The sequence below is a fragment of the Klebsiella sp. WOUb02 genome, from assembly GCF_050058015.1.
Lineage (GTDB): Bacteria > Pseudomonadota > Gammaproteobacteria > Enterobacterales > Enterobacteriaceae > Klebsiella.
The window spans coordinates 1,601,472-1,622,832 of record NZ_CP170110.1; the positions used below are offsets into that span (position 1 = coordinate 1,601,472).

Sequence of the window (21,361 nt, forward strand, 5' to 3'; positions counted from 1 at the left end):
GTTGTAATGAAATTAAGTCGCTTTCACTCATCCAACGCCTCTGGCATAAAATACACAATATTAACTTATTGACAACATGAAGAGTGGCGGATGAGAAAACCAGCCGCTGCTGGAAAATCACCCCGCAAATTCAGTTTTCATGTCAGAACCTGGGATACAAGATCGCGATGAATAAAGACTTTACGTTTACGGTTAAGAGCACGCTTTTCGATGAAAACTATAACCCTTCAGAAAATACGCGTATTACCACCAACTTCGCGAATTTAGCCAGAGGGAAAGACCGTCAGCAGAATCTGCGCAATACCCTGGTGATGATTAATAATCGTTTCAATACGCTGGCGCATTGGGATAACCCTAAAGGCGATCGTTACGCGGTCGAACTTGAAATTATTTCAGTCGAAATGAAGCTCGACGCCAATGGCGAAACCTTCCCGGCAATCGAAATCTTAAAAACCAATATTATTGATAAAAAGACGCAGCAGCGCCTTGACGGTATTGTAGGAAATAACTTCTCCTCCTACGTAAGAGATTACGACTTCAGCGTCGTGCTGTTAGAACACAATAAGAACCAGCCGCAGTTCAGCATCCCGGAAAACTTTGGCGTCCTGCATGGCAATATTTTTAAACAGTTTGTTAGATCCGCCGGGTATACCGAGAACTTTAAAAAGCCGCCGGTCATCTGTTTAAGTATTTCAAGTAAAGACACCTATCAGCGGACCGGCAACCAGCATCCGGTATTAGGCATCGAATACCAGCAAAATGGTTCATCTTTGACCGAAGAGTATTTTGGCAAAATGGGCTTAGCGGTTCGCTATTTCATGCCTAAAAATAGCGCGGCGCCTCTGGCCTTTTATTTCACCGGGGATTTGCTGAGCGATTACACCGATCTTGAGCTGATCGCTACCATCAGCACGATGGAGACCTTCCAAAAAATTTACCGCCCGGAGATTTACAATGCCAACTCGGCGGCAGGGCAATACTATCAGCCCAGCCTGAATAACCAGGATCATTCATTGACCAAAATCGTTTATGACCGGGAAGAGCGTAGCCGTCTGGCAATTGAGCAGGGAAAATTTACCGAAGAGCATTTCATCAAACCATACCAGAATATTCTTGCGCCATGGTCTGCTAGCTGCCTCGTTGATTAATCGAAAATAAAAGGTCATCCATTATGAAAACATTATTACCTACTTCCACCGCCGGCAGCTTACCGAAACCTTCCTGGCTTGCGCAGCCTGAGACCCTGTGGTCGCCGTGGAAATTGCACAATGAGGAGCTCGTCGAGGGGAAACAGGACGCGCTGCGTCTCTCCCTGGAGGATCAGCTGCGTGCGGGCATTGACATCGTCAGCGACGGCGAGCAAACCCGGCAGCACTTTGTCACCACGTTTATTGAGCACCTCAGCGGCGTAGATTTTGAGAAACGCGAGGTTGTTAAAATTCGCAACCGCTACGATGCGAGCGTGCCGACGGTAGTTGGCGCCGTGGCGCGTCAAAAGCCCGTGTTCGTCGAAGATGCCCGATTTTTACGTCAGCTAACCGCTCAACCGATCAAGTGGGCCCTGCCTGGCCCGATGACGATGATCGATACGCTGTACGATAACCACTATAAAAGCCGCGAAAAGCTCGCCTGGGAGTTCGCAAAAATTCTCAACCAGGAAGCGAAAGAGCTGGAAGCGGCCGGCGTCGATATTATTCAGTTTGATGAGCCCGCCTTTAACGTCTTTTTTGACGAGGTGAACGACTGGGGGATCGCCGCGTTAGAGCGAGCCATCGAGGGGCTGAAATGTGAAACTGCGGTACATATCTGCTATGGATATGGCATCAAGGCCAACACCGACTGGAAAAAGACCCTGGGCTCAGAATGGCGCCAATATGAAGAGGCGTTCCCTAAACTGCAGACCTCTAATATTGATATTATCTCGCTGGAGTGCCACAACTCGCGCGTGCCGATGGATCTGCTTGAGCTGATCCGCGGTAAAAAAGTGATGGTCGGGGCCATCGACGTGGCAAACCATACTATTGAGACGGCGGAAGAAGTCGCCGGCACCCTGCGCAAAGCGCTGCAGTTTGTCGATGCCGACAAGCTCTATCCTTCGACCAACTGCGGCATGGCTCCCCTGCCTCGCCGGGTGGCCACGGGCAAACTCAACGCCTTAAGCGCGGGCGCAGAGATTATTCGCCGCGAGCTGGCAGGCAAGTAGCATCGCCAGATTATTCGCCATTACGGCGCCTGCCGGTAGCGTGTCTATATGGATACGCGCCGGCACCCGCCGCTCCCGCTAAAGGCGGGGTCTATCGCCGGTAGATTAGGCCCGCCCCCCTCGCCATGACCGTCACCCGGTAGGTGACCGATACTCTCAGCCGCTGCTGTCCGGCGCAGATCCCATCGGCGCGATCCGCGCAGCCCTCGCACAAGTCACTCCCCCCGCTAACACTGACGATATTTTTTCTGGCATATTTATGTGCTATGGGTATTTCGCCGCACCAACAACGAAGATAGCCATCGGCAGCCCCGTTTTCCCTACTGATTTGAGGAGTATCATGAACAATGTCATTCTCAGCATAATCGCGAAAATCTCGTCTATGGATGCGCAGAGCAAACAGCTGGCGGCTCAGGTTGAAGCACAGTCTTTACTGATCAGCGCCTTAATGCTTGCCATCGGTAAGGAAGGCGGCGTACCAGAACTGGTCGGCAGCGTCTCTAAGGCGATAAATTCCGTACTCGAATCTTCCGAAGACATTCTGAAAACGGACGCCGAGCTTCTTTTGACAAAATTCCAGGAGCAGATCGCGCTGACGCAGCTGATTAGCACTCATGGAGATGAGATAGACCCGCAGAACGTTGATAGTTAACCGCGAGCGCCCACAGGCATCAGGGAGCGATTGGCCGCTGTCGCGGCGAAGCGGGTTCAGCAGCGGTCGCCGAGCGGGAAGTTCGGCGGAAGGTTTCTGCAGCGCATACAAGCGGGGGTTCATTGGCTCCCGTTTTTATTTAACCCACAGGCTGGGTTAAATATTCGCGAGAGCCGTTTTACAGCAGCATCGTTGATAACTCGTGCATCAAACACCCGGCCGGCGCCTCATCATGCGCTGGTGAAAACGTCACCTGACTATGGGCTGCACCGCGCATCTGACAACCGGCCAATGTCCATGGTTGACATATCCCAACCCAGCCTCCATCGCCGGCAGATAGAATGACAAGCAGAAATAGCAACGCAAGGTGTAACCTTTTTTATAACTCCGCACGGCTAATGGATAGAGTGTTTGGTATAAACATCAGCCGCATACGCTTTGTTTAAATAAACGATGGTCGCAAACCTGCAGCCCTATTCAGACTGCTGATGCCCCCACCGCAATGATACCGACAGTGCAGGACAGGCTTTTTTGCCCCAGTCACAATTGATAATAGTAAGTATCCTCCGGCAGAGCCGGAGGCTTTAGGGTGAGCGCCTCAAAGGCGCCGACAAACCATGAGCCGCCCAGGGCGGCTGCTATACGTTCAGTTTCATTTGATCGTATCGTTCGTCTTCTCTCTCCTGGTTGCGTATGTACGCCCTGACCGTGGCTTCATCCAAACCAACGGTTGAAACGAAATAACCTCGAGCCCAGAAAACTTCACCGGTGAAGTTTTTACCTCTGCCGAAGTGTCGTGCTATCGCTATCGCACTTTTTCCCTTCAGATAGCCGACTACTGTCGATACCGAGTACTTTGGCGGTATGCTGATGCACATGTGGACATGATCGCGCATCAGATGCCCCTCCAGAATCTGACAGCCCTTCTGGCTCGCAAGCTCGTGGAATATTTTTCCCAACTCATGCCGCAGCGCACCATATAACCGCTGCTTCCGGCGTTTAGGGATATAAACCACGTGATATTTACAGTCCCATTTCGTATGGCTTAAGCTCTGATAGTCTCTCATCACGAATCCTCATCTCTTGGCGGAGATTTCAGATTCGCGCGACTGACTTAAAGGTCAAACCTTTCGGAGTCCCCCGGCAAAGCCGGGGGGTTTACCGGATTTAATTATCATTTGCATTATGGTGGTACTGTTAGCTATACCAGCGGCTGACGCACGCTCTCCATCGTCTTAACTCGCTGCCTTCGGGCGGCTTTCAGAGGTGAATATGGTTGCCATTACCAGAAAGCATTGCCGGCGGATCGCCCACTCATTGCCTCGCTCCCGGTTTCGCGATTTGTTCAACAAGCTCTCTGAGTCAGAAAAATCGGCGGAATATCTTTCCGTTTCATCCGGGAATGCGCCCTTGCTCATCCACGTTGTTCCCGACAAGGAAAATTAGCTCGGCAAAACTGAAACCTGCTGGCCTTCCCTCTCTCTTTTGATGGCGGAGGCCTTCTTTAGCTGATTGATTATGCCGGATAATCTCTAAATGTGAATGGTTCGTTTTACCGGGATGCTTACAATCTAACCCATGATGGACAGAAACATACAACACAAGATGTAGGATTTTTTATAACCCCGCACTACTAATGGACAGAGTATTTTGTATAAACATCAGTCGTATACGCTTCGTTTAAATAAAATGTGGATGATTATACGAATGATTCTCTTTCCAGGAATGACAGGCATGTAGGAATAACACAACCTCGTAACAATATATAAATCTTTTCACGTATTCACAACAAGGCTTTTTATGACCCCCCTAAAAGGAATAAAACCAGGAGTCGATCTTTCCCCTGTAAAGATCGGCCTTGCACTCGCCATTTCAATGCTCTTAATGAATATAATCATGGGAATATTGTTCGGCGTATGCGATGAGTTTTTCAAAAATTATATCCACTCAGGTATGTCACTACATCCCGATCTTTTCCCCAATGCGCAAAAAAATAGCATCACAATGTGGAAGATGGTGCAACGGGCTCATTATCATGCGGGTGGAATTGGCGCTTATGTACTGGGCATGGTCATCATTACTGCATTAACAGACATGAGCTATTTGAGAAAAAAAATAACGTCCATCCTTTTGGGATTGTCCGTATTTTATCCCCTTGCCTGGCTTGCTATGTTCTTCTATGCCCCTGTAATCGGTAAAAAAGCAGCCCATAGTGTACTACCGGTAGAATTACTGACACACATAGGATGTGGAGGGCTAATTTTAGGAATGACATCTTTGCTTTCCTGGTTGTTCATACCCAAAAAAAATCATCAGGCAGGCAATCAGCTCTGACAAAAAACGAAGCCTAAATCATGTTTAGGCCGCAAGCTTGCGGCCTTATTCAGATTCTAATCACATACTAAAATAGAAATTGGTCGCCATCAACTCATTAATACAGTAGCGATGTAATAAGAGGCGTCATGTAGGATCTACATTATGATTGCCGTCACCGATCATTTTAAAATCATCTCCATAATTTCATCATTTTAATGAGATAGAGTTTGTCTTTTCAGACTGTTTTATGACTTAACAAAACCACTTCAGGACGACAAATGAAAGAGATAACATTAGCAATTTTCGCATCAATGCTTTTAATCTTTTCATCAGCACCGATGGCCGCATCACAGGCGGATCCTGTCCAGCATAAAAACGTAAAAAAAGATATTAAAAAGAAAGCAGTCCCTTCCTCCAAACCATCAGCTAAGAAGACAGCCAAAAAACCAAAAAGGGTTAAGGCGAAGGTACAAGACAGAAACTAGTTCCGGACACCTGGAATTATCCAGGATTATTCTTAAAACAAAACCCTTCATATTATCAACATAATTTACGTTTAAACTGGGCTCGTTTGTGTGGATACAAACAGGTGATGTAGTTAGCATTGTGAACCCATTATTCGTAAACTTTTCCCCTCACTGGATAGTCGAGGGGATTTTTTTGCCCATAATTAAACGAAACTTTTATTTGTGCCGCTCCAGCAATATCGTCAGCAAAAAATGTAGTCGAAGGTGCTGAGCCATCAAACTGTAGTTTTCCTCCATGAAATGTTTCAGCACATGACGCTACAATGATTTGTGACGCACAATCTTCATCGTCCGGTCCTGCCAGTAACCACCATAAGGGGTTCGCTGGCTGAGATGGCCGTACAGGTGGTGCAGCAGCATATTGCCTTCCAGCAAAATCCCCGCATGGTTCCACTTGTTCGCCTGCACCTGCATGATGGCCATATCGCCCGGCTTCGGCGGGCCGCTGAACTCCCGGAAACCACATTCGTACCCGCGATCGCGATAGAGGTGTTCCGGATTCGCCCCTTCCCACCAGGGATAATCCAGCCGGCGATCCGCCAGCTCAATGCCGTACGTCTGCCGGAAATAACTCATCACCAGCCCGTAACCGTCGTAACGCCTCAGCACAAACGGGCGCCCGATAAGCGGCAGCTCACCCCGCGGGTAAATTGTCCGGATATCGGCAGAAAGGAATGCAGGCCTGCTTCCCTGCAGTCCCCGTTGGCATTATTTAGAGTCCTACACGTCCAGAGTGCGTGCGTCGGTAGATTCAAACCTACACTGGCGTTATCGTGGTGCCAGGTGCCTCCCGGTGAGCTATTGGACAGCCGCCGTGACTCGCATGTAGTGATGACTGAAATTCAGTCTGATTTACCCCGCCGCATAGGGGGATTCACCACAACGCAGAAGAAGATAACCCATCGTGAATCAATAATTCCCAAACAGCATATCACTATGTTTCGAAAGGTTGTTTACATGACAAATGAGAATAGCTATCATCTCCGTATCCGGTAGACAGACATTCTGGATCCTTAATGATTTATTGCATAATTTGCAGCCCTACAACTCCCCACTGTGGGCTTTTTTTCGGCGAGAATGCCATGTACAGTCTGAGGAAACAGCTTAGCCGGTATTCTGCTCGGTATACGTTGCTAACCGAATCACAGTCCATTCATTTCCCGTGGGAAATTTTCCGCAACACCCTGATAATGCATCAATGTGCAGCAATTGAGTTATGTCTGGCCGAAAGGGGGTGGACACTTCATGTGTGCCATGATGAAACGACCGGCTTCCTCATGTATATAGCAAGAAGCAAATACGGACGCCATATTATCATCAGGTATCCGGACTATCAGAGAGAAATGGCGAAGATTAGATAGACTGGTCCGCCATCGGGGCCTCGAACCCCGGCCCCTACTTCCTGTCACAAAGCAATGCTCTTGCCTGGCTGAGCTAATGGCGGAATGGACGATAAGGATATCGCCATGAATACCCGTATTCAACCCTGTATTTTGTACACCTAAATACGACAAGCACAGAGTGATTAACGTTCTGGCGGCACAAATGAAAAATACCACGCATTAGCATGGGCTCAAATATAGGTGTGATACGGCTGTGTCCCGTAATCACCTGAGCTATAGTAACTGTCTGTTTCCACAACATATTAAACTATGGCTCGCTACGACATTCCCGATGAAGCATGGACTATCATCCAACCCTTTCTGCCAGCAGCGTCTGCCTCTCCACAGGCCGGGCGTCCGTGGGCGGAGCATCGTATGATCATCAACGGCATGTTCTGGGTGCTGTGTTCAGGTGCACCATGGCGTGATTTACCTGAACGGTACGGCCCATGGAAGACCGTTTATAACCGCTTTAACCGATGGTCAAAATCGGGTGTGATTAACATTATTTTCAACAAGTTACTTTCAGCTCTGGATGCACATGGCCTCGTGGACTGGTCGGCCACTGCACTGGATGGCAGCAATATCCGGGCGCTGAAATGTGCTGCCGGTGCGCAAAAAAACAACCCGATATCACCGGAGATAATGGGCTGGGTCGCTCTCGCGGTGGTTTTGGCACCAAAATTCATCTGGCGACAGACGGAAGTGGTCTGCCGTTAAACATCGTACTGAGTCCCGGTCAGGCTCACGAAAGCCAGTTTGCACAACGTCTTCTGGACGGTATCGGTGTTCAGCGCCAGAACGGAAGTATCAAGCGCCGTGGTCATGCAGTACTGGCTGATAAAGCCTACTCCGGACATGCGTTACGTAACGAACTGAAAAGAAGAGGGATAAAAGTTGTCATCCCGCGTAAATCCAATGAAAAAATGGCCACAGATGGTCGTTCACCACTCGATCGTGAAGCCTACCGCAATCGCAATGTTGTTGAGAGGTGCTTTGGTCGCCTGAAAGAATACCGCCGCATTGCCACACGTTACGACAAAACGGCGAGGAATTATCTGGCGATGGTGAAACTGGGTTGCATCCGATTGTTTTACAAGAGGTTATGTAATTAAGGGACACAGCCTAATGTCAGGACGAAACATCATGGGATGTTACACCAGTGAGCTCATATATTTGGATTAGCCGAACAATTTCCCGCACATATCGGTGACTATTTCAAACCTAAGGTCTGCGAGGATTGACCGGGATTACCTCTCACGCCGCTCGATACATTCTGTGTTGACGTCTTTGAAACCGTCGCCATCTGGAATGCCGGCTCAAGCAAACCTAAACTACTGTCTGTCGAATCTGCAGACATCGCAGAGACTGATGCCCTGAAGGCCGTAGCGACCCTTGAGCGTGGTCAAAACCGCATGGCTCAAATTGTGCGAATGGTGCTGCTTGATGTCTATAAGGAAGTCCTACACGCGGGAGAAGTTCCACCGGGATTTAATTCTGCGCTGGCAACCAAAATACCACGTAACAAAGTCCAGAGGAAACGACTTAACCTGGAGGAATGGCGAGTCATATTTGACACAGCCACCAGCATGTCAGGGTATGTGTAGAACTCCATGCTATTCACTGGTAATCGGCCAAAGGTTGGGAGGTATAGCCAGAATGCAATTCAGCCGACATCTGGGATGGATACCTCCATACTCAGCAATTAAAATTGGATCCAGCAGTCTCTTCGGTGTGATGCTATAGGGTTAACTCTTGAAGATATAATTTCCCGGTGCTGGGACAAGATCCTCAGTAAGTTTGTTATTCACCACCACCATACATCCTCGCAGGCAAAACGAGGTGACCCGGTAGCAGATAAAACCATTACTTCAGGTTTTAGCAGCACCAGAGATAAATCTGGCCTCGCCTGGGAAAATGGAACGCCGCCTACTTTTAATGAGCAGCGTTCATTAGCCGAGCGACTCTATCTCGAGCATGTAATTAATACTCAGCATCTTCTGGGACATAAAAATCATTCCCAGGCAAACAAATATAATGGTCACCCTGGCAAAGAATGGCTTTTTATTGTTATTGCAATTTAAGCCAGCCGTATTTGTGACCAGTTTTGCAGAAGAATTTCGCGATATATAAAAAACGGGAGCGCACAGGCTCCCGTTATTGTTTAACCCAGAGGCTGGATTACATGTTCGCGATAATCGCGTCGCCAAACTCGCTACATTTCAGCAGTTTAGCGCCTTCCATCAGACGTTCAAAGTCATAGGTCACGGTCTTAGCGGCGATAGCGCCTTCGGTGCCTTTAACGATCAGGTCTGCGGCTTCGAACCACTGCAGGTGGCGCAGCATCATCTCAGCGGAGAGGATAATGGAACCCGGGTTCACTTTGTCCTGGCCGGCATATTTCGGCGCAGTACCGTGGGTCGCTTCAAACAGCGCGCACTCGTCGCCGATGTTTGCGCCCGGAGCAATACCGATACCGCCAACCTGCGCCGCCAGGGCGTCAGAGATGTAGTCGCCGTTCAGGTTCATACAGGCAATAACGTCATACTCGGCCGGACGCAGCAGGATCTGCTGCAGGAAGGCGTCAGCGATCACGTCTTTGATGATGATCTCTTTCCCTGTATTCGGGTTTTTAACCTTCTGCCACGGGCCGCCGTCAATCAGTTCGCCGCAGAATTCTTCACGAATCAGCTCGTAGCCCCAGTCTTTAAAGGCACCTTCGGTGAACTTCATGATGTTGCCTTTGTGTACCAGAGTCAGCGAATCGCGGTCATTGGTGATGACATATTCGATAGCCGCGCGAACCAGGCGTTTGGTGCCTTCTTCGGAGCACGGCTTGATGCCGATGCCGCAATGTTCCGGGAAGCGAATTTTCTTCACGCCCATCTCATCGCGCAGGAATTTGATCACTTTTTCGGCTTCAGCGGAGTCCGCTTTCCATTCGATGCCCGCGTAGATATCTTCTGAGTTTTCACGGAAGATAACCATATCGGTCAGTTCAGGATGCTTAACCGGGCTCGGCGTACCCTGATAGTAGCGTACCGGGCGCAGGCAGACGTAAAGGTCCAGCTCCTGGCGCAGGGCAACGTTCAGAGAACGGATACCGCCGCCAACTGGCGTCGTCAGAGGGCCTTTGATAGCAACACGATAGTCACGAATCAGATCAAGAGTTTCGGCAGGCAGCCAGACGTCCTGGCCATAAACCTGGGTCGATTTTTCGCCGGTGTAAACTTCCATCCAGGAAATTTTACGCTCGCCTTTATAGGCTTTCTCAACGGCGGCATCCACCACTTTCAGCATCGCCGGGGTCACGTCAACACCGATACCATCACCCTCGATAAACGGGATAATCGGGTTATTAGGGACGTTCAGCTTGCCATCTTTCAGGGTGATTTTTTGACCTTCCGCCGGAACTACTACTTTGCTTTCCATTAACCTCTCCTTCGAGCGCTTCTGGTTCTGCTCTTCCTTTTCACACTAACCGAGCGTTGGCTTTATCCGCCCACTCCGCTACCGGGAGATCCCGCTAAGCGGAGATTCGCGTCCGTGCCGCCTTCTTAGTAGCGCGAATCAGTTTGAGCAATATTTTTGTTAAAAAATTGTGATGAGCACGTCAATACTACCTGAATGTTTGCGTCCATGAAAGGCATTCGTAATTAGGCTATAATGCGGCAATTGACGGGGCCTGAAAATACCATGCAGAAAACTTCATTTAGAAAACATCGCGTTGAGCGATTCAGCTCACAACAAGTCACCAGACAACGCAAAGAACGCCAACCAACCCGCGTGATCTTGTTTAATAAACCCTACGATGTGTTGCCGCAGTTTACCGACGAAGCCGGGCGCAGCACGCTAAAAGATTTTATTCCGCACTCCGGCGTCTACGCGGCGGGCCGCCTTGATCGCGATAGCGAAGGGCTGCTGGTGTTAACTAACGACGGCGCGCTGCAGGCGCGGCTCACCCAGCCGGGCAAACGCACCGGTAAAATTTACTACGTCCAGGTTGAAGGCGAACCGACGCCAGAGGCGCTGGCCGCGCTGCGTGACGGTGTCACACTTAACGACGGACCCACCCTGCCCGCCGGAGTTGAAACGGTGGCGGAACCCGACTGGCTATGGGCGCGCAATCCCCCGATCCGCGAACGCAAGGCGATCCCCACCCGCTGGCTGAAAATCACCCTCTACGAGGGCCGCAACCGTCAGGTACGGCGCATGACCGCGCACGTGGGCTACCCCACGCTGCGCCTGATTCGCTACGCCATGGGCGACTATACTCTCGACGGCCTGAACAACGGCCAGTGGCGGGAGATCCCCCAGGAGAACAAACCATGAAGCGACCGATCCTTGCCCTCATCCTGCTTAGCCCATTCGCCGCCGGCGCGGCGAGCTTTGATTGCCAGCAGGCCAGGGCGGCGGATGAAAAGGCCATTTGCGCCCATCTCTCGCTAAACGATAAAGATGTCGAAATGGCAACTAAATACCAGTTTCTGAAAGGACTGTTCGCCATGGGCGGACGCGGCGCCATTCAGGATGCGCAGCAAAGCTGGCTCAAACAACGCCAGCAGTGCGGCGGAAACCTCTCCTGCCTGACGCAAGCCTACGACCAGCGTCTGAAACAGCTGGATGAGATATACGCCAGCATTAATAAGCCGCTTTAATAAGGATGCCTATGTTCAAGCCGCACGTCACCGTCGCCTGCGTGGTTCACGCAAAAGGCAAATTTCTGGTCGTTGAGGAGACTATCAACGGCAAAGCGCTGTGGAACCAGCCCGCAGGCCACCTGGAAGCGGATGAAACCCTGGTCCAGGCCGCAGAGCGTGAACTCTGGGAAGAGACCGGGATCCGCGCCACTGTGCAGCACTTTATCCGCCTGCATCAGTGGATCGCCCCGGACCGCACGCCGTTTCTGCGCTTTCTGTTCGCCATCGAGCTTGACGATACGTGCGCTACCGAGCCGCACGATAGCGACATCGACCGCTGCCTGTGGCTAAGCGCCGAGGAAATTCTCAATGCGCCCAACCTGCGCTCTCAGCTGGTAGCGGAAAGTATCCGCAGCTATCAGCGCGATCCACGCCACCCGCTGTCGCTGATCGGGGCCTTTAACTGGCCGTTTTAACAGGCAAAACGGGGGCCAACGCTCCCGGATCTCGCAGCTAGCCCCTCCGACGATAAGTCCGACCCGCGCAGCGGCGCGCAAGAGGGGGTGCCTGAGCCGCGACTGCGTGCTAGAATATGCCGCCTTGAAGTTCAATGTGGTGAGTATTCCAATGTCAGAAAATCCAAAAAAAGTGATCGTCGGCATGTCCGGCGGCGTCGACTCCTCGGTTTCCGCCTGGCTGCTTGTCCAGCAAGGCTACAAGGTCGAAGGCCTGTTCATGAAGAACTGGGAAGAAGACGATGGTGAGGAATACTGCACAGCCGCTGCCGATCTCGCCGACGCTCAGGCCGTCTGCGATAAGCTCGGCATTGAGCTTCACACCGTAAACTTTGCCGCCGAATACTGGGACAACGTGTTTGAGCTGTTCCTGGCTGAATATAAAGCCGGACGCACGCCGAACCCGGATATTCTGTGCAATAAAGAGATCAAATTTAAAGCCTTCCTCGAATTCGCGGCGGAAGATCTTGGCGCCGACTATATCGCCACCGGCCACTACGTGCGCCGCGCCGACGTTAACGGCAAAAGCCAGCTGCTGCGCGGGCTCGACGGCAACAAAGACCAGAGCTACTTCCTCTACACCCTCGGCCACGAGCAGATTGCCCAGAGCCTGTTCCCGGTGGGCGAGCTGGAAAAGCCGCAGGTACGCAAAATCGCCGAAGAGCTGGATCTCATCACCGCGAAGAAAAAAGACTCGACCGGCATCTGCTTTATCGGCGAACGCAAGTTCCGCGAATTCCTTGGCCGCTACCTGCCCGCTCAGCCGGGTAAAATCCTCACCGTAGACGGCGAGGAAATCGGCGAACATCAGGGGCTGATGTACCATACCCTCGGCCAGCGTAAGGGCCTCGGCATCGGCGGAACCAAAGAGGGTAGCGAAGATCCGTGGTACGTCGTCGATAAAGACGTCGAGAAAAATATTCTGGTGGTGGCCCAGGGTCACGACCATCCGCGCCTGATGTCGGTGGGGCTGATTGCCCAGCAGCTGCACTGGGTCGATCGCGAGCCGCTGAAAGGCACCCTGCGCTGTACGGTGAAAACCCGCTATCGCCAGACCGATATCCCCTGCACCGTGAAGGCGCTGGACGACGAGCGCATCGAAGTCATCTTCGACGAGCCGGTTGCGGCGGTGACGCCGGGCCAGTCGGCGGTGTTCTACAGCGGCGAAGTGTGCCTCGGCGGCGGCGTTATCGAACAGCGTCTGCCGCTGCAGGCCTGACAGACGGTTTTTACCGCCGATAGCTGAATTAGCCAGCGGCGGCTTACAAGGAGTACCTGTGGCGAAGAATTACTATGACATCACGCTGGCGCTGGCTGGCGTTTGCCAGGCAGCCCGTCTGGTTCAGCAGCTGGCGCACCAGGGGCATTGCGATAGCGACGCCCTGCACGTCTCGCTGAACAGCATCATCGACCGCAACCCGGATTCAACGCTGGCGGTGTTCGGTAGCAGTGAAGCCAATCTTCGCCTCGGGCTTGAAACCCTGCTCGGCGTTCTGAATACCGGCAACCGCCAGGGGCTGAACGCCGAGCTGACCCGCTACACTCTCAGCATGATGGTGCTTGAACGTAAGCTTGCCGCAGGCAAAGGCGCCATGGATACCCTCGGCAACCGCATCGCCGGCCTGCACCGCCAGCTGGAACATTTCGATCTGCAGTCCGAAACCCTGCTTAGCGCCATGGCGGGCATCTACGTTGACGTTATCAGCCCGCTGGGGCCGCGCATTCAGGTCACCGGCTCTCCCGCCGTGCTGCAGAGCCCGCAGGTGCAGGCGAAGGTTCGCGCCTCGCTGCTGGCCGGCATCCGCGCGGCGGTGCTGTGGCACCAGGTAGGCGGCGGACGTCTGCAGCTCATGTTTTCTCGTAATCGTCTGGTTAACCAGGCAAAACAAATTCTTGCTCATTTAACCCCGGAGTTATGATCTATGGAATTATCCTCACTGACCGCCGTTTCCCCTGTCGATGGACGCTACGGCGATAAAGTCAGCGCGCTGCGCGGTATCTTCAGCGAATTCGGTCTGCTGAAGTTCCGTGTTCAGGTAGAAGTACGCTGGCTGCAAAAATTAGCCGCGCACGCAGCGATCAAGGAAGTTCCTGCTTTTGCTGCTGACGCAATCGGTTTCCTTGATAAAATCGTTGCCGATTTCAGCGTCGAAGATGCGCAGCGTATTAAAACCATCGAGCGCACCACCAACCACGACGTGAAAGCGGTAGAGTATTTCCTCAAGGAAAAAGTGGCCGACGTTGCCGAGCTGCACGCGGTTTCCGAATTCATTCACTTCGCCTGCACCTCCGAGGACATCAACAACCTGTCCCACGCGCTGATGCTGAAAACCGCCCGCGACGAAGTGATCCTGCCCTACTGGCGGCAGATGATTGACGCGATCAAAAACCTCGCCACCCAGTACCGCGACGTGCCGCTGCTCTCCCGCACTCACGGCCAGCCGGCAACGCCGTCCACCATGGGGAAAGAGATGGCTAACGTCGCTTACCGCATGGAGCGTCAGTATCGCCAGCTGAATCAGGTCGAGATCCTCGGTAAAATTAACGGAGCGGTCGGCAACTACAATGCCCACATCGTCGCCTATCCGGAAGTTGACTGGCACCAGTTCAGCGAAGAGTTTGTCACCTCGCTGGGTATTCAGTGGAACCCGTACACCACGCAGATCGAGCCGCACGACTATATCGCCGAGCTGTTCGACTGCATGGCGCGCTTCAACACCATTCTGATCGATTTCGATCGCGACGTGTGGGGCTACATCGCGCTCAACCACTTCAAACAGAAAACCGTCGCCGGCGAAATCGGCTCTTCCACCATGCCGCATAAAGTGAACCCTATCGACTTCGAAAACTCCGAAGGCAACCTGGGCCTGGCTAACGCCATGATGCAGCACCTGGCAAACAAGCTGCCGGTCTCCCGCTGGCAGCGCGATCTGACCGACTCCACCGTCCTGCGTAACCTCGGCGTCGGTATCGGCTACTCCCTGATCGCCTACCAGTCGACCCTGAAAGGCGTCGGCAAGCTGGAGCTCAACGGCGATCGCCTGCTCGACGAGCTGGATCACAACTGGGAAGTGCTGGCCGAGCCGATTCAGACCGTGATGCGCCGCTACGGAATCGAAAAGCCGTACGAGAAGCTGAAAGAGCTGACCCGCGGCAAGCGCGTGGACGCCGAAGGCATGCAGCAGTTCATCGATGGTCTGCCGCTGCCGGAAGACGAAAAAGTGCGCCTCAAGGCCATGACGCCGGCCAACTACATCGGCCGCGCGGCCACAATGGTTGATGAGCTGAAGTAAGCCCCGCTACCCTCTTGCCCCAGGGGAAGAGGGTTTTGCCACCTCGCGCGCCAGCGCCAGAAAAGCGGCCAGCCCGGCAGAGGGATTACGCCTTCCGGGATAGTAAAGACACAGCCCCGGAAACGGCGGCGTCCAGTCCGATAGCAGCCGCACCAGCCGCCCGGCGGCAATATCCTCGGCAACGTTCTGCTCAAGAAAAAAACCGATCCCGACGTTTTCAAGCACCGCCGCGCGGGCCAGCGAAGCCTCGTCCAGGGTCAGCGGACCCTCGATCTGCGGATGGACCACCTCCCCCTGCTTTTCCAGATGCCAGCGATAGAGAGAGCCGTCGGGCAGCCGCACGCGAATGCAGGGATGATTTTGCAGATCCGCCGGCTCGCGCGGCGCCTCGCGGTTGGCCAGATAGCCCGGCGAGGCGACCACCGCATAGCGCTGCGGCTGCCCGAGGGAGAGCGCGATCATGTCATTGGGGATCAAATGCGCGACGCGAACGCCGATATCAAACCCCTCGGCGACGATATCAATCAGTCGCCCCTCGGTCACCAGATCGACGTGCATCTCCGGATAGCGACGCAGGAACTCCAGCACCAGCGGCGTCAGAATCGCGCGCCCGGCAAACGGCGGCGCGTTTATCCGCAGCACGCCCGACGGGGTCTCCCGCCGCGAACGAACCTCTGTCAGCGCGTCGTGAACGCCCTGCAGCGAGGGGCCCATCCGCGCGATGAACAGCTGCCCGGCATCGGTCAACGCCACGCTGCGCGATGTCCGATTAAATAGCCGCACGCCGAGGCTGGCCTCAAATTTGGCGACGGCGTGACTCAGCGCGGTGGTCGACACCCCGAGCTCAACGGCCGCCGCGCGAAACGTTCCCCGGCGGGCAATCGCCATAACAGCATCTAAATCCGTAAGCGCAATACGCGACATTATCCCGATTCCTTCATTGTGGCATCCCGGTTGGGCCCAATTGTTTAAATTATAAAGAGTTCTTACAGTAAGCAGGCCATTTAATTGCCGGAGTTTACGATGGATATACCAGCAGCCGTACAGCTTTTTTTCACCGCCCAGGATGCGGATACGATTGCCGAAGCGTTTACCGCTGACGCCGTGGTTCGCGATGAGGGCCATACCTACAGCGGGCGCCAGGCCATTCGGGCATGGCGGATCGCGGCAAGAGCGCAATATCAGTTTATTGCCGAACCTTTCGAAGCCCTGAGCCGGGACGATATCGTGACGGTGCGCGCTAAAGTGAGCGGTAATTTCCCCGGCAGCCCGGTGGTGCTCGATTACCGCTTTCAGCTGGCGGATGCGCACATCGCCCGCCTGGAGATTAAATAATGGCTGATTTTCTGACCTTCAGCGGAAAACGCGTGCTGATCACTTCCGGAACCAAAGGCGCGGGCGCCGCCACCGTCGCGCTGTTCAGCCAGCTCGGCGCGCGGGTGTTAACCTGCGCTCGCCATCCGCCCGCCGAGCCCTCTGAGGCGCTCTTCGTCAGCGCCGATCTGAGCGAGGAGGCGGGCTGCACCCTGTTGGCAAAGCGCGTACAGGAGCAGTTGGGGGCCGTCGATATTATCGTGCATATGCTGGGAGGCTCTTCAGCCCCGGCGGGCGGCTTTGCCGCGCTGGACGAGGCGCAGTGGCAGCGGGAGCTGGCGCTTAATCTGTTTCCGGCGGTGCGCCTGGATCGGCTGCTGCTGCCGGCGATGGTCGAAAGGAAGTCCGGGGTGATAATTCACGTCTCATCCATTCAGCGGACGCTACCGCTACCGGAAGCGACCACCGCCTACGCCGCCGCCAAAGCCGCGCTGTCGGTATACAGCAAAAGCCTATCCAAGGAGGTTTCCCCGGCAGGCGTGCGCGTTCTTAGCGTCTCCCCTGGCTGGATTGAAACCGAAGCCGCCGTCGGCTTAGCCAACCGTCTGGCGGCGCAGGCGGGGACTGACTACGCCGGCGGACAAAAGATCATCATGGACGCCCTCGGCGGCATTCCGCTCGGCAGGCCGTGCCGGCCAGATGAGATAGCCAATCTGATCGCTTTTCTGGCCTCCGACCGCGCCAGCGCCATCACCGGCGCCGAGTACGTTATTGACGGCGGCACCATCCCAACTGTATAAGCCCGCGCGGCGCTGGTTCACAGCCCGTAGCCGCGTCGTCCCGCTTTCTAACACGGCCGGCGCCCGGCTCCCCCACCAGCCAGGGCGCCGCGCGTTTAAATATTCCGCCCGCTTATCAATGACCTGCTACAAAAATGGCGGTTCAGCGCGAAAACACGCGAAAAATCAATTGAAATTCGTTATTTAACAGCCGTTTATATTCAAGGTGTATAATTAGCGCTAAACTATTCAAATCAAATAATGAATATGGAGAAGCGGCATGCGCGTACTCGTGGTTGAAGATAACGCTTTACTGCGCCACCACCTGAAAGTTCAGCTTCAGGAGTTAGGCCACCAGGTCGATGCGGCGGAGGATGCAAAAGAAGCCGATTACTATCTCGGTGAACACCTGCCGGACATCGCCATTGTCGACCTCGGCCTGCCGGATGAAGACGGCCTGTCGCTGATCCGCCGCTGGCGCAGCCATGAGGTGTCGGTGCCGGTGCTGGTGCTCACCGCCCGCGAAGGCTGGCAGGATAAGGTCGAGGTGCTGAGCGCCGGGGCGGACGACTACGTCACCAAGCCCTTCCATATCGAAGAGGTCGCCGCCCGCATGCAGGCCCTGCTGCGCCGCAACAGCGGCCTGGCGTCGCAGGTTATTTCCCTGCCGCCTTTCCAGGTCGACCTGTCGCGCCGCGAGCTGTCGGTCAACGATCGGCCGATTAAGCTGACGGCCTTTGAATACACCATTATGGAAACGCTGATCCGCAACCGCGGCAAAGTGGTCAGCAAAGATTCGCTGATGCTGCAGCTCTATCCTGACGCCGAGCTGCGCGAAAGCCACACCATCGACGTGCTGATGGGCCGTCTGCGTAAAAAAATCCAGGCCCAGCATCCGCACGACGTGATTACCACGGTGCGCGGCCAGGGCTATCTGTTCGAACTGCGCGGATGAAAGGTCCGCTACGGCATATTTTGCCGCTTTCCCTGCGCGTCCGCTTTCTGCTGGCGACGGCAGCCGTGGTGCTGGTGCTCTCGCTGGCCTACGGCATGGTCGCGCTGGTCGGCTATAGCGTAAGCTTCGATAAAACCACCTTCCGCCTGCTGCGCGGCGAAAGCAACTTGTTCTATATGCTGGCGAAGTGGGAAAACAACCGCATCGACGTTGATATCCCCGAAAACCTCAATATGCAGAGCCCGACGGTCACGCTTATCTACGACGCCAGCGGCAAGCTGCTGTGGACCCAGCACGACGTCCCGTGGCTGACCAAACGTATTCAGCCGGAGTGGCTGAAGAGCAACGGCTTTCACGAAATCGAATCCGACGTCGACAGCACCAGCAAGCTGCTGCGCAATAACCACGAAGCGCAGGAGGAGCTGGACGCCCTGCGTCAGCAGGACGATGGCTCCGAGATGACCCACTCGGTGGCCGTCAATATCTATCCGGCAACCGACAGAATGCCGCAGACTGAGTATCGTGGTGGTCGACACCATCCCGGTGGAGCTGAAACGCTCCTATATGGTGTGGAGCTGGTTTATCTACGTGCTGGTCGCCAACCTGCTGCTGGTCATCCCGCTGCTGTGGGTCGCCGCGTGGTGGAGCCTGCGGCCGATCGAATCGCTGGCCAAAGAGGTTCGCGAGCTGGAAGAGCGCCATCGCGAAATGCTCGACCCCAATACCACCCGCGAGCTGACGCGGCTGGTCAGCAACCTGAACCGCCTGCTGAAAAGCGAGCGCGAGCGCTACGACAAATACCGCACGACGTTGACCGATCTGACCCACAGCCTGAAAACGCCGCTGGCGGTAATGCAGAGCACCCTGCGCTCGCTGCGTAGCGAAAAGATCGACGTCAACGCCGCGGAGCCGGTGATGCTGGAACAGATCAGCCGCATCTCGCAGCAGATTGGCTACTATCTGCACCGCGCCAGCATGCGCAGCGGCGGAGGCTCTGCTCAGCCGCGAGCTGCATCCCATCGCCCCGCTGCTCGACAGCCTCACCTCGGCGCTGAATAAGGTCTATCAGCGCAAAGGAGTCAACATCACCCTCGATATCTCGCCCGAGATTAGCTTTGTCGGCGAACAGAACGACTTTATGGAGGTGATGGGCAACGTGCTGGATAATGCCTGTAAATACTGTCTGGAGTTTGTTGAAGTCTCCGTCCGCCAGACCAACGATAACTACCTGCATATTCTGGTGGAGGACGACGGACCGGGGATCCCGCACGGCCAGCGAAGCGCGGTGTTCGATCGCGGACAGCGCGCCGATACGCTGCGCCCCGGCCAGGGCGTCGGCCTCGCCGTCGCTCGCGATATCGTCGAGCAGTATGATGGCAATATTCTTACCGGCGACAGCCTGCTCGGCGGCGCCTGTATGGAGGTGATTTTCGGCCGCCAGCTGCCCGACGAGCCGGAAGACTAACCGCCCCTTCGCCCCCGGCGACGCCCGCCTCCCGCGGGCGTCGCGGATCTCTGTGACCAGGCAAACAAACGCTGCCAACAAAGAGGCAGTTTGAGGGATGGCGTGTATAATCCCAAACAGACACCTGCTGTGGAATATAAAAATGGATTATCAATTAACGCTTAACTGGCCTGACTTTATCGAACGCTACTGGCAAAAACGCCCGGTGGTATTAAAGCGGGGCTTTGCCAATTTCGTCGATCCGATTAGCCCGGATGAGCTGGCCGGACTGGCGATGGAAAACGAAGTCGATAGCCGCCTGGTCAGCCATCAGGACGGAAAATGGCAGGTCAGCCACGGTCCGTTCGAAAGCTACGATCACCTGAGCGAGAACAACTGGTCGCTGCTGGTGCAGGCGGTCAACAACTGGCACGAGCCGACGGCGGCGCTGATGCACCCGTTCCGCGCTCTGCCGGACTGGCGTATCGACGATCTGATGATCTCCTTCTCGGTTCCCGGCGGCGGCGTCGGCCCGCATCTCGATCAGTACGACGTGTTTATTATTCAGGGAACCGGCCGCCGCCGCTGGCGCGTGGGCGACAAGGTGCCGATGAAGCAGCACTGCCCGCATCCGGATCTGCTGCAGGTTGACCCGTTCGAGGCGATTATCGATGAAGAGATGGAGCCGGGCGATATCCTCTATATTCCGCCGGGATTCCCGCACGAAGGCTATTCGCTGGAAAACTCGCTGAACTATTCCGTGGGCTACCGCGCGCCGAACGCCCGCGAGCTGTTCAGCGGCTTTGCCGACTATATCCTGCAGCGTGAGCTCGGCAGCCAGCGCTACGCCGATCCCGACGTGCCGTCGCGCGACCATCCGGCGGATATTTTACCCGTCGAGCTGGATCGCCTGCGCGAGATGATGCTGGGCCTGATTAATCAGCCAGAGCACTTCAAACAGTGGTTTGGCGAGTTTATTACCCAGTCCCGTCACGAGCTGGACGTGGCCCCCGCGGAGCCGCCGTATCAGCCGGATGAGGTTTACGATGCGCTGCAGCAGGGCGACAGGCTGGTCAGGCTCGGCGGGCTGCGCGTGGTGCGCATTGACGGCGAAGTATTCGTTAACGGCGAGAAGATTAACTCCCCGCATCGTCCGGCGCTGGACGCGCTGGCAATGCATCTGGCGCTCAGCGCGGAGCACTTCGGCGATGCGCTGGAAGATCCATCGTTCCTCGCGATGCTGGCGGCGCTGGTCAACAGCGGCTACTGGTTCTTCGAAGACTAGACCTGCATTCCCGACCTGCGGGCCGGGCTACGGGCTCGTCGCCGGTAGCCCGGCTC

At 54.7% G+C, this 21,361-nt stretch carries 19 protein-coding genes, 1 tRNA gene and 2 pseudogenes; 17 read left to right on the plus strand and 5 right to left on the minus strand.

What is annotated here, in order from left to right; genetic code table 11:
* The first annotated feature begins 167 nt into the window (after positions 1-167).
* The 3 genes from ABOC21_RS14620 (at position 168) to iraP (ending at position 2,855) form a co-directional block, all read left to right on the plus strand.
* Positions 168-1,148 (plus strand): DUF1852 domain-containing protein, encoded by a 981-nt coding sequence (locus ABOC21_RS14620; protein ID WP_426815500.1) that lies wholly within the window; start codon positions 168-170, stop codon positions 1,146-1,148.
* 23 nt (positions 1,149-1,171) lie between these two features.
* Entirely contained in the window at positions 1,172-2,203 is a 1,032-nt protein-coding gene (locus tag ABOC21_RS14625; RefSeq protein WP_426815071.1) for a methionine synthase, read from the plus strand.
* A gap of 340 nt (positions 2,204-2,543) precedes the next feature.
* Complete coding sequence (gene iraP, locus ABOC21_RS14630) at positions 2,544-2,855, plus strand: anti-adapter protein IraP (RefSeq protein ID WP_426815072.1); 312 nt, start codon at positions 2,544-2,546, stop codon at positions 2,853-2,855.
* 638 nt (positions 2,856-3,493) lie between these two features.
* Here iraP and tnpA read toward each other — a convergent pair.
* The gene (gene tnpA, locus ABOC21_RS14635; RefSeq protein WP_426812394.1) at positions 3,494-3,922 is read right to left on the minus strand and encodes an IS200/IS605 family transposase; all 429 of its coding nucleotides are present in this window, start codon (positions 3,920-3,922) and stop codon (positions 3,494-3,496) included.
* Positions 3,923-4,655: 733 nt separating this feature from the next.
* On the opposite strand from tnpA, the gene ABOC21_RS14640 reads away from it, so the two are divergent.
* Together ABOC21_RS14640 and ABOC21_RS14645 are read left to right on the plus strand one after the other, a co-directional pair.
* On the plus strand, positions 4,656-5,189 hold the full coding sequence (locus tag ABOC21_RS14640; RefSeq protein WP_426815073.1) for a hypothetical protein: 534 nt from the start codon (positions 4,656-4,658) through the stop codon (positions 5,187-5,189).
* Positions 5,190-5,449: 260 nt separating this feature from the next.
* Positions 5,450-5,656, plus strand: coding sequence for a hypothetical protein (locus ABOC21_RS14645; protein WP_426815074.1), 207 nt, complete (start codon positions 5,450-5,452; stop codon positions 5,654-5,656).
* A gap of 300 nt (positions 5,657-5,956) precedes the next feature.
* Here ABOC21_RS14645 and ABOC21_RS14650 read toward each other — a convergent pair.
* Positions 5,957-6,361 (minus strand): annotated as a pseudogene (locus tag ABOC21_RS14650) (NlpC/P60 family protein); the annotation flags it as partial.
* A gap of 700 nt (positions 6,362-7,061) precedes the next feature.
* Positions 7,062-7,142 (minus strand) — tRNA-His (locus ABOC21_RS14655).
* Positions 7,143-7,350: 208 nt separating this feature from the next.
* Here ABOC21_RS14655 and ABOC21_RS14660 point away from each other — a divergent pair.
* Positions 7,351-8,195 (plus strand): IS5 family transposase gene (locus ABOC21_RS14660; RefSeq protein WP_426812222.1). Its coding sequence is split into 2 segments (ribosomal slippage): positions 7,351-7,696 and positions 7,696-8,195, totalling 846 coding nucleotides; the frame shifts between segments, so codons are not numbered across the junction.
* Between the two features lie 1,066 nt (positions 8,196-9,261).
* Here ABOC21_RS14660 and icd read toward each other — a convergent pair.
* Positions 9,262-10,512: an NADP-dependent isocitrate dehydrogenase gene (gene icd / locus ABOC21_RS14665; RefSeq protein ID WP_426815075.1), complete on the minus strand. Its 1,251-nt coding sequence runs from the start codon at positions 10,510-10,512 to the stop codon at positions 9,262-9,264.
* A gap of 234 nt (positions 10,513-10,746) precedes the next feature.
* Here icd and rluE point away from each other — a divergent pair, with 234 nt between their 5' ends.
* From rluE to purB, 6 genes are all read left to right on the plus strand, one after another.
* Positions 10,747-11,412, plus strand: coding sequence for a 23S rRNA pseudouridine(2457) synthase RluE (gene rluE, locus ABOC21_RS14670; RefSeq protein WP_426815076.1), 666 nt, complete (start codon positions 10,747-10,749; stop codon positions 11,410-11,412).
* A complete protein-coding gene (locus ABOC21_RS14675; RefSeq protein WP_426815077.1) occupies positions 11,409-11,738 on the plus strand; it encodes a lysozyme inhibitor LprI family protein in 330 nt (109 codons plus the stop codon). The genes rluE and ABOC21_RS14675 overlap by 4 nt, the downstream gene beginning before the upstream one ends.
* An 11-nt stretch (positions 11,739-11,749) precedes the next feature.
* Positions 11,750-12,196 carry an NUDIX domain-containing protein gene (locus ABOC21_RS14680; RefSeq protein ID WP_426815078.1) on the plus strand — a complete coding sequence of 149 codons (447 nt, stop codon included), beginning with the start codon at positions 11,750-11,752 and terminating at the stop codon, positions 12,194-12,196.
* Positions 12,197-12,347: 151 nt separating this feature from the next.
* Entirely contained in the window at positions 12,348-13,454 is a 1,107-nt protein-coding gene (gene mnmA / locus ABOC21_RS14685; RefSeq protein WP_426815079.1) for a tRNA 2-thiouridine(34) synthase MnmA, read from the plus strand.
* A gap of 58 nt (positions 13,455-13,512) precedes the next feature.
* A complete protein-coding gene (gene hflD / locus ABOC21_RS14690) occupies positions 13,513-14,154 on the plus strand; it encodes a high frequency lysogenization protein HflD (RefSeq protein ID WP_426815080.1) in 642 nt (213 codons plus the stop codon).
* A 3-nt stretch (positions 14,155-14,157) separates the two neighbouring features.
* Entirely contained in the window at positions 14,158-15,528 is a 1,371-nt protein-coding gene (gene purB / locus ABOC21_RS14695) for an adenylosuccinate lyase (RefSeq protein WP_426815081.1), read from the plus strand.
* 6 nt (positions 15,529-15,534) lie between these two features.
* Here purB and ABOC21_RS14700 read toward each other — a convergent pair whose 3' ends face one another.
* Positions 15,535-16,452 (minus strand): LysR family transcriptional regulator, encoded by a 918-nt coding sequence (locus ABOC21_RS14700; RefSeq protein WP_426815082.1) that lies wholly within the window; start codon positions 16,450-16,452, stop codon positions 15,535-15,537.
* 99 nt (positions 16,453-16,551) lie between these two features.
* On the opposite strand from ABOC21_RS14700, the gene ABOC21_RS14705 reads away from it, so the two are divergent.
* The 5 genes and pseudogenes from ABOC21_RS14705 (at position 16,552) to ABOC21_RS14725 (ending at position 21,305) form a co-directional block, all read left to right on the plus strand.
* Positions 16,552-16,863, plus strand: a complete 312-nt coding sequence (locus ABOC21_RS14705; protein ID WP_426815083.1) for a nuclear transport factor 2 family protein — start codon at positions 16,552-16,554, stop codon at positions 16,861-16,863.
* A complete protein-coding gene (locus ABOC21_RS14710; protein ID WP_426815084.1) occupies positions 16,863-17,642 on the plus strand; it encodes an SDR family oxidoreductase in 780 nt (259 codons plus the stop codon). Before ABOC21_RS14705 ends, ABOC21_RS14710 begins: the two co-directional genes overlap by 1 nt.
* Positions 17,643-17,901: 259 nt before the next feature.
* The gene (gene phoP, locus ABOC21_RS14715) at positions 17,902-18,576 is read left to right on the plus strand and encodes a two-component system response regulator PhoP (RefSeq protein WP_426815085.1); all 675 of its coding nucleotides are present in this window, start codon (positions 17,902-17,904) and stop codon (positions 18,574-18,576) included.
* Positions 18,573-20,041, plus strand: a pseudogene (gene phoQ, locus ABOC21_RS14720) (two-component system sensor histidine kinase PhoQ). Before phoP ends, phoQ begins: the two are co-directional and overlap by 4 nt.
* Before the next feature lie 142 nt (positions 20,042-20,183).
* Positions 20,184-21,305, plus strand: a complete 1,122-nt coding sequence (locus ABOC21_RS14725; protein ID WP_426815086.1) for a JmjC domain-containing protein — start codon at positions 20,184-20,186, stop codon at positions 21,303-21,305.
* Positions 21,306-21,361: the final 56 nt, after the last annotated feature.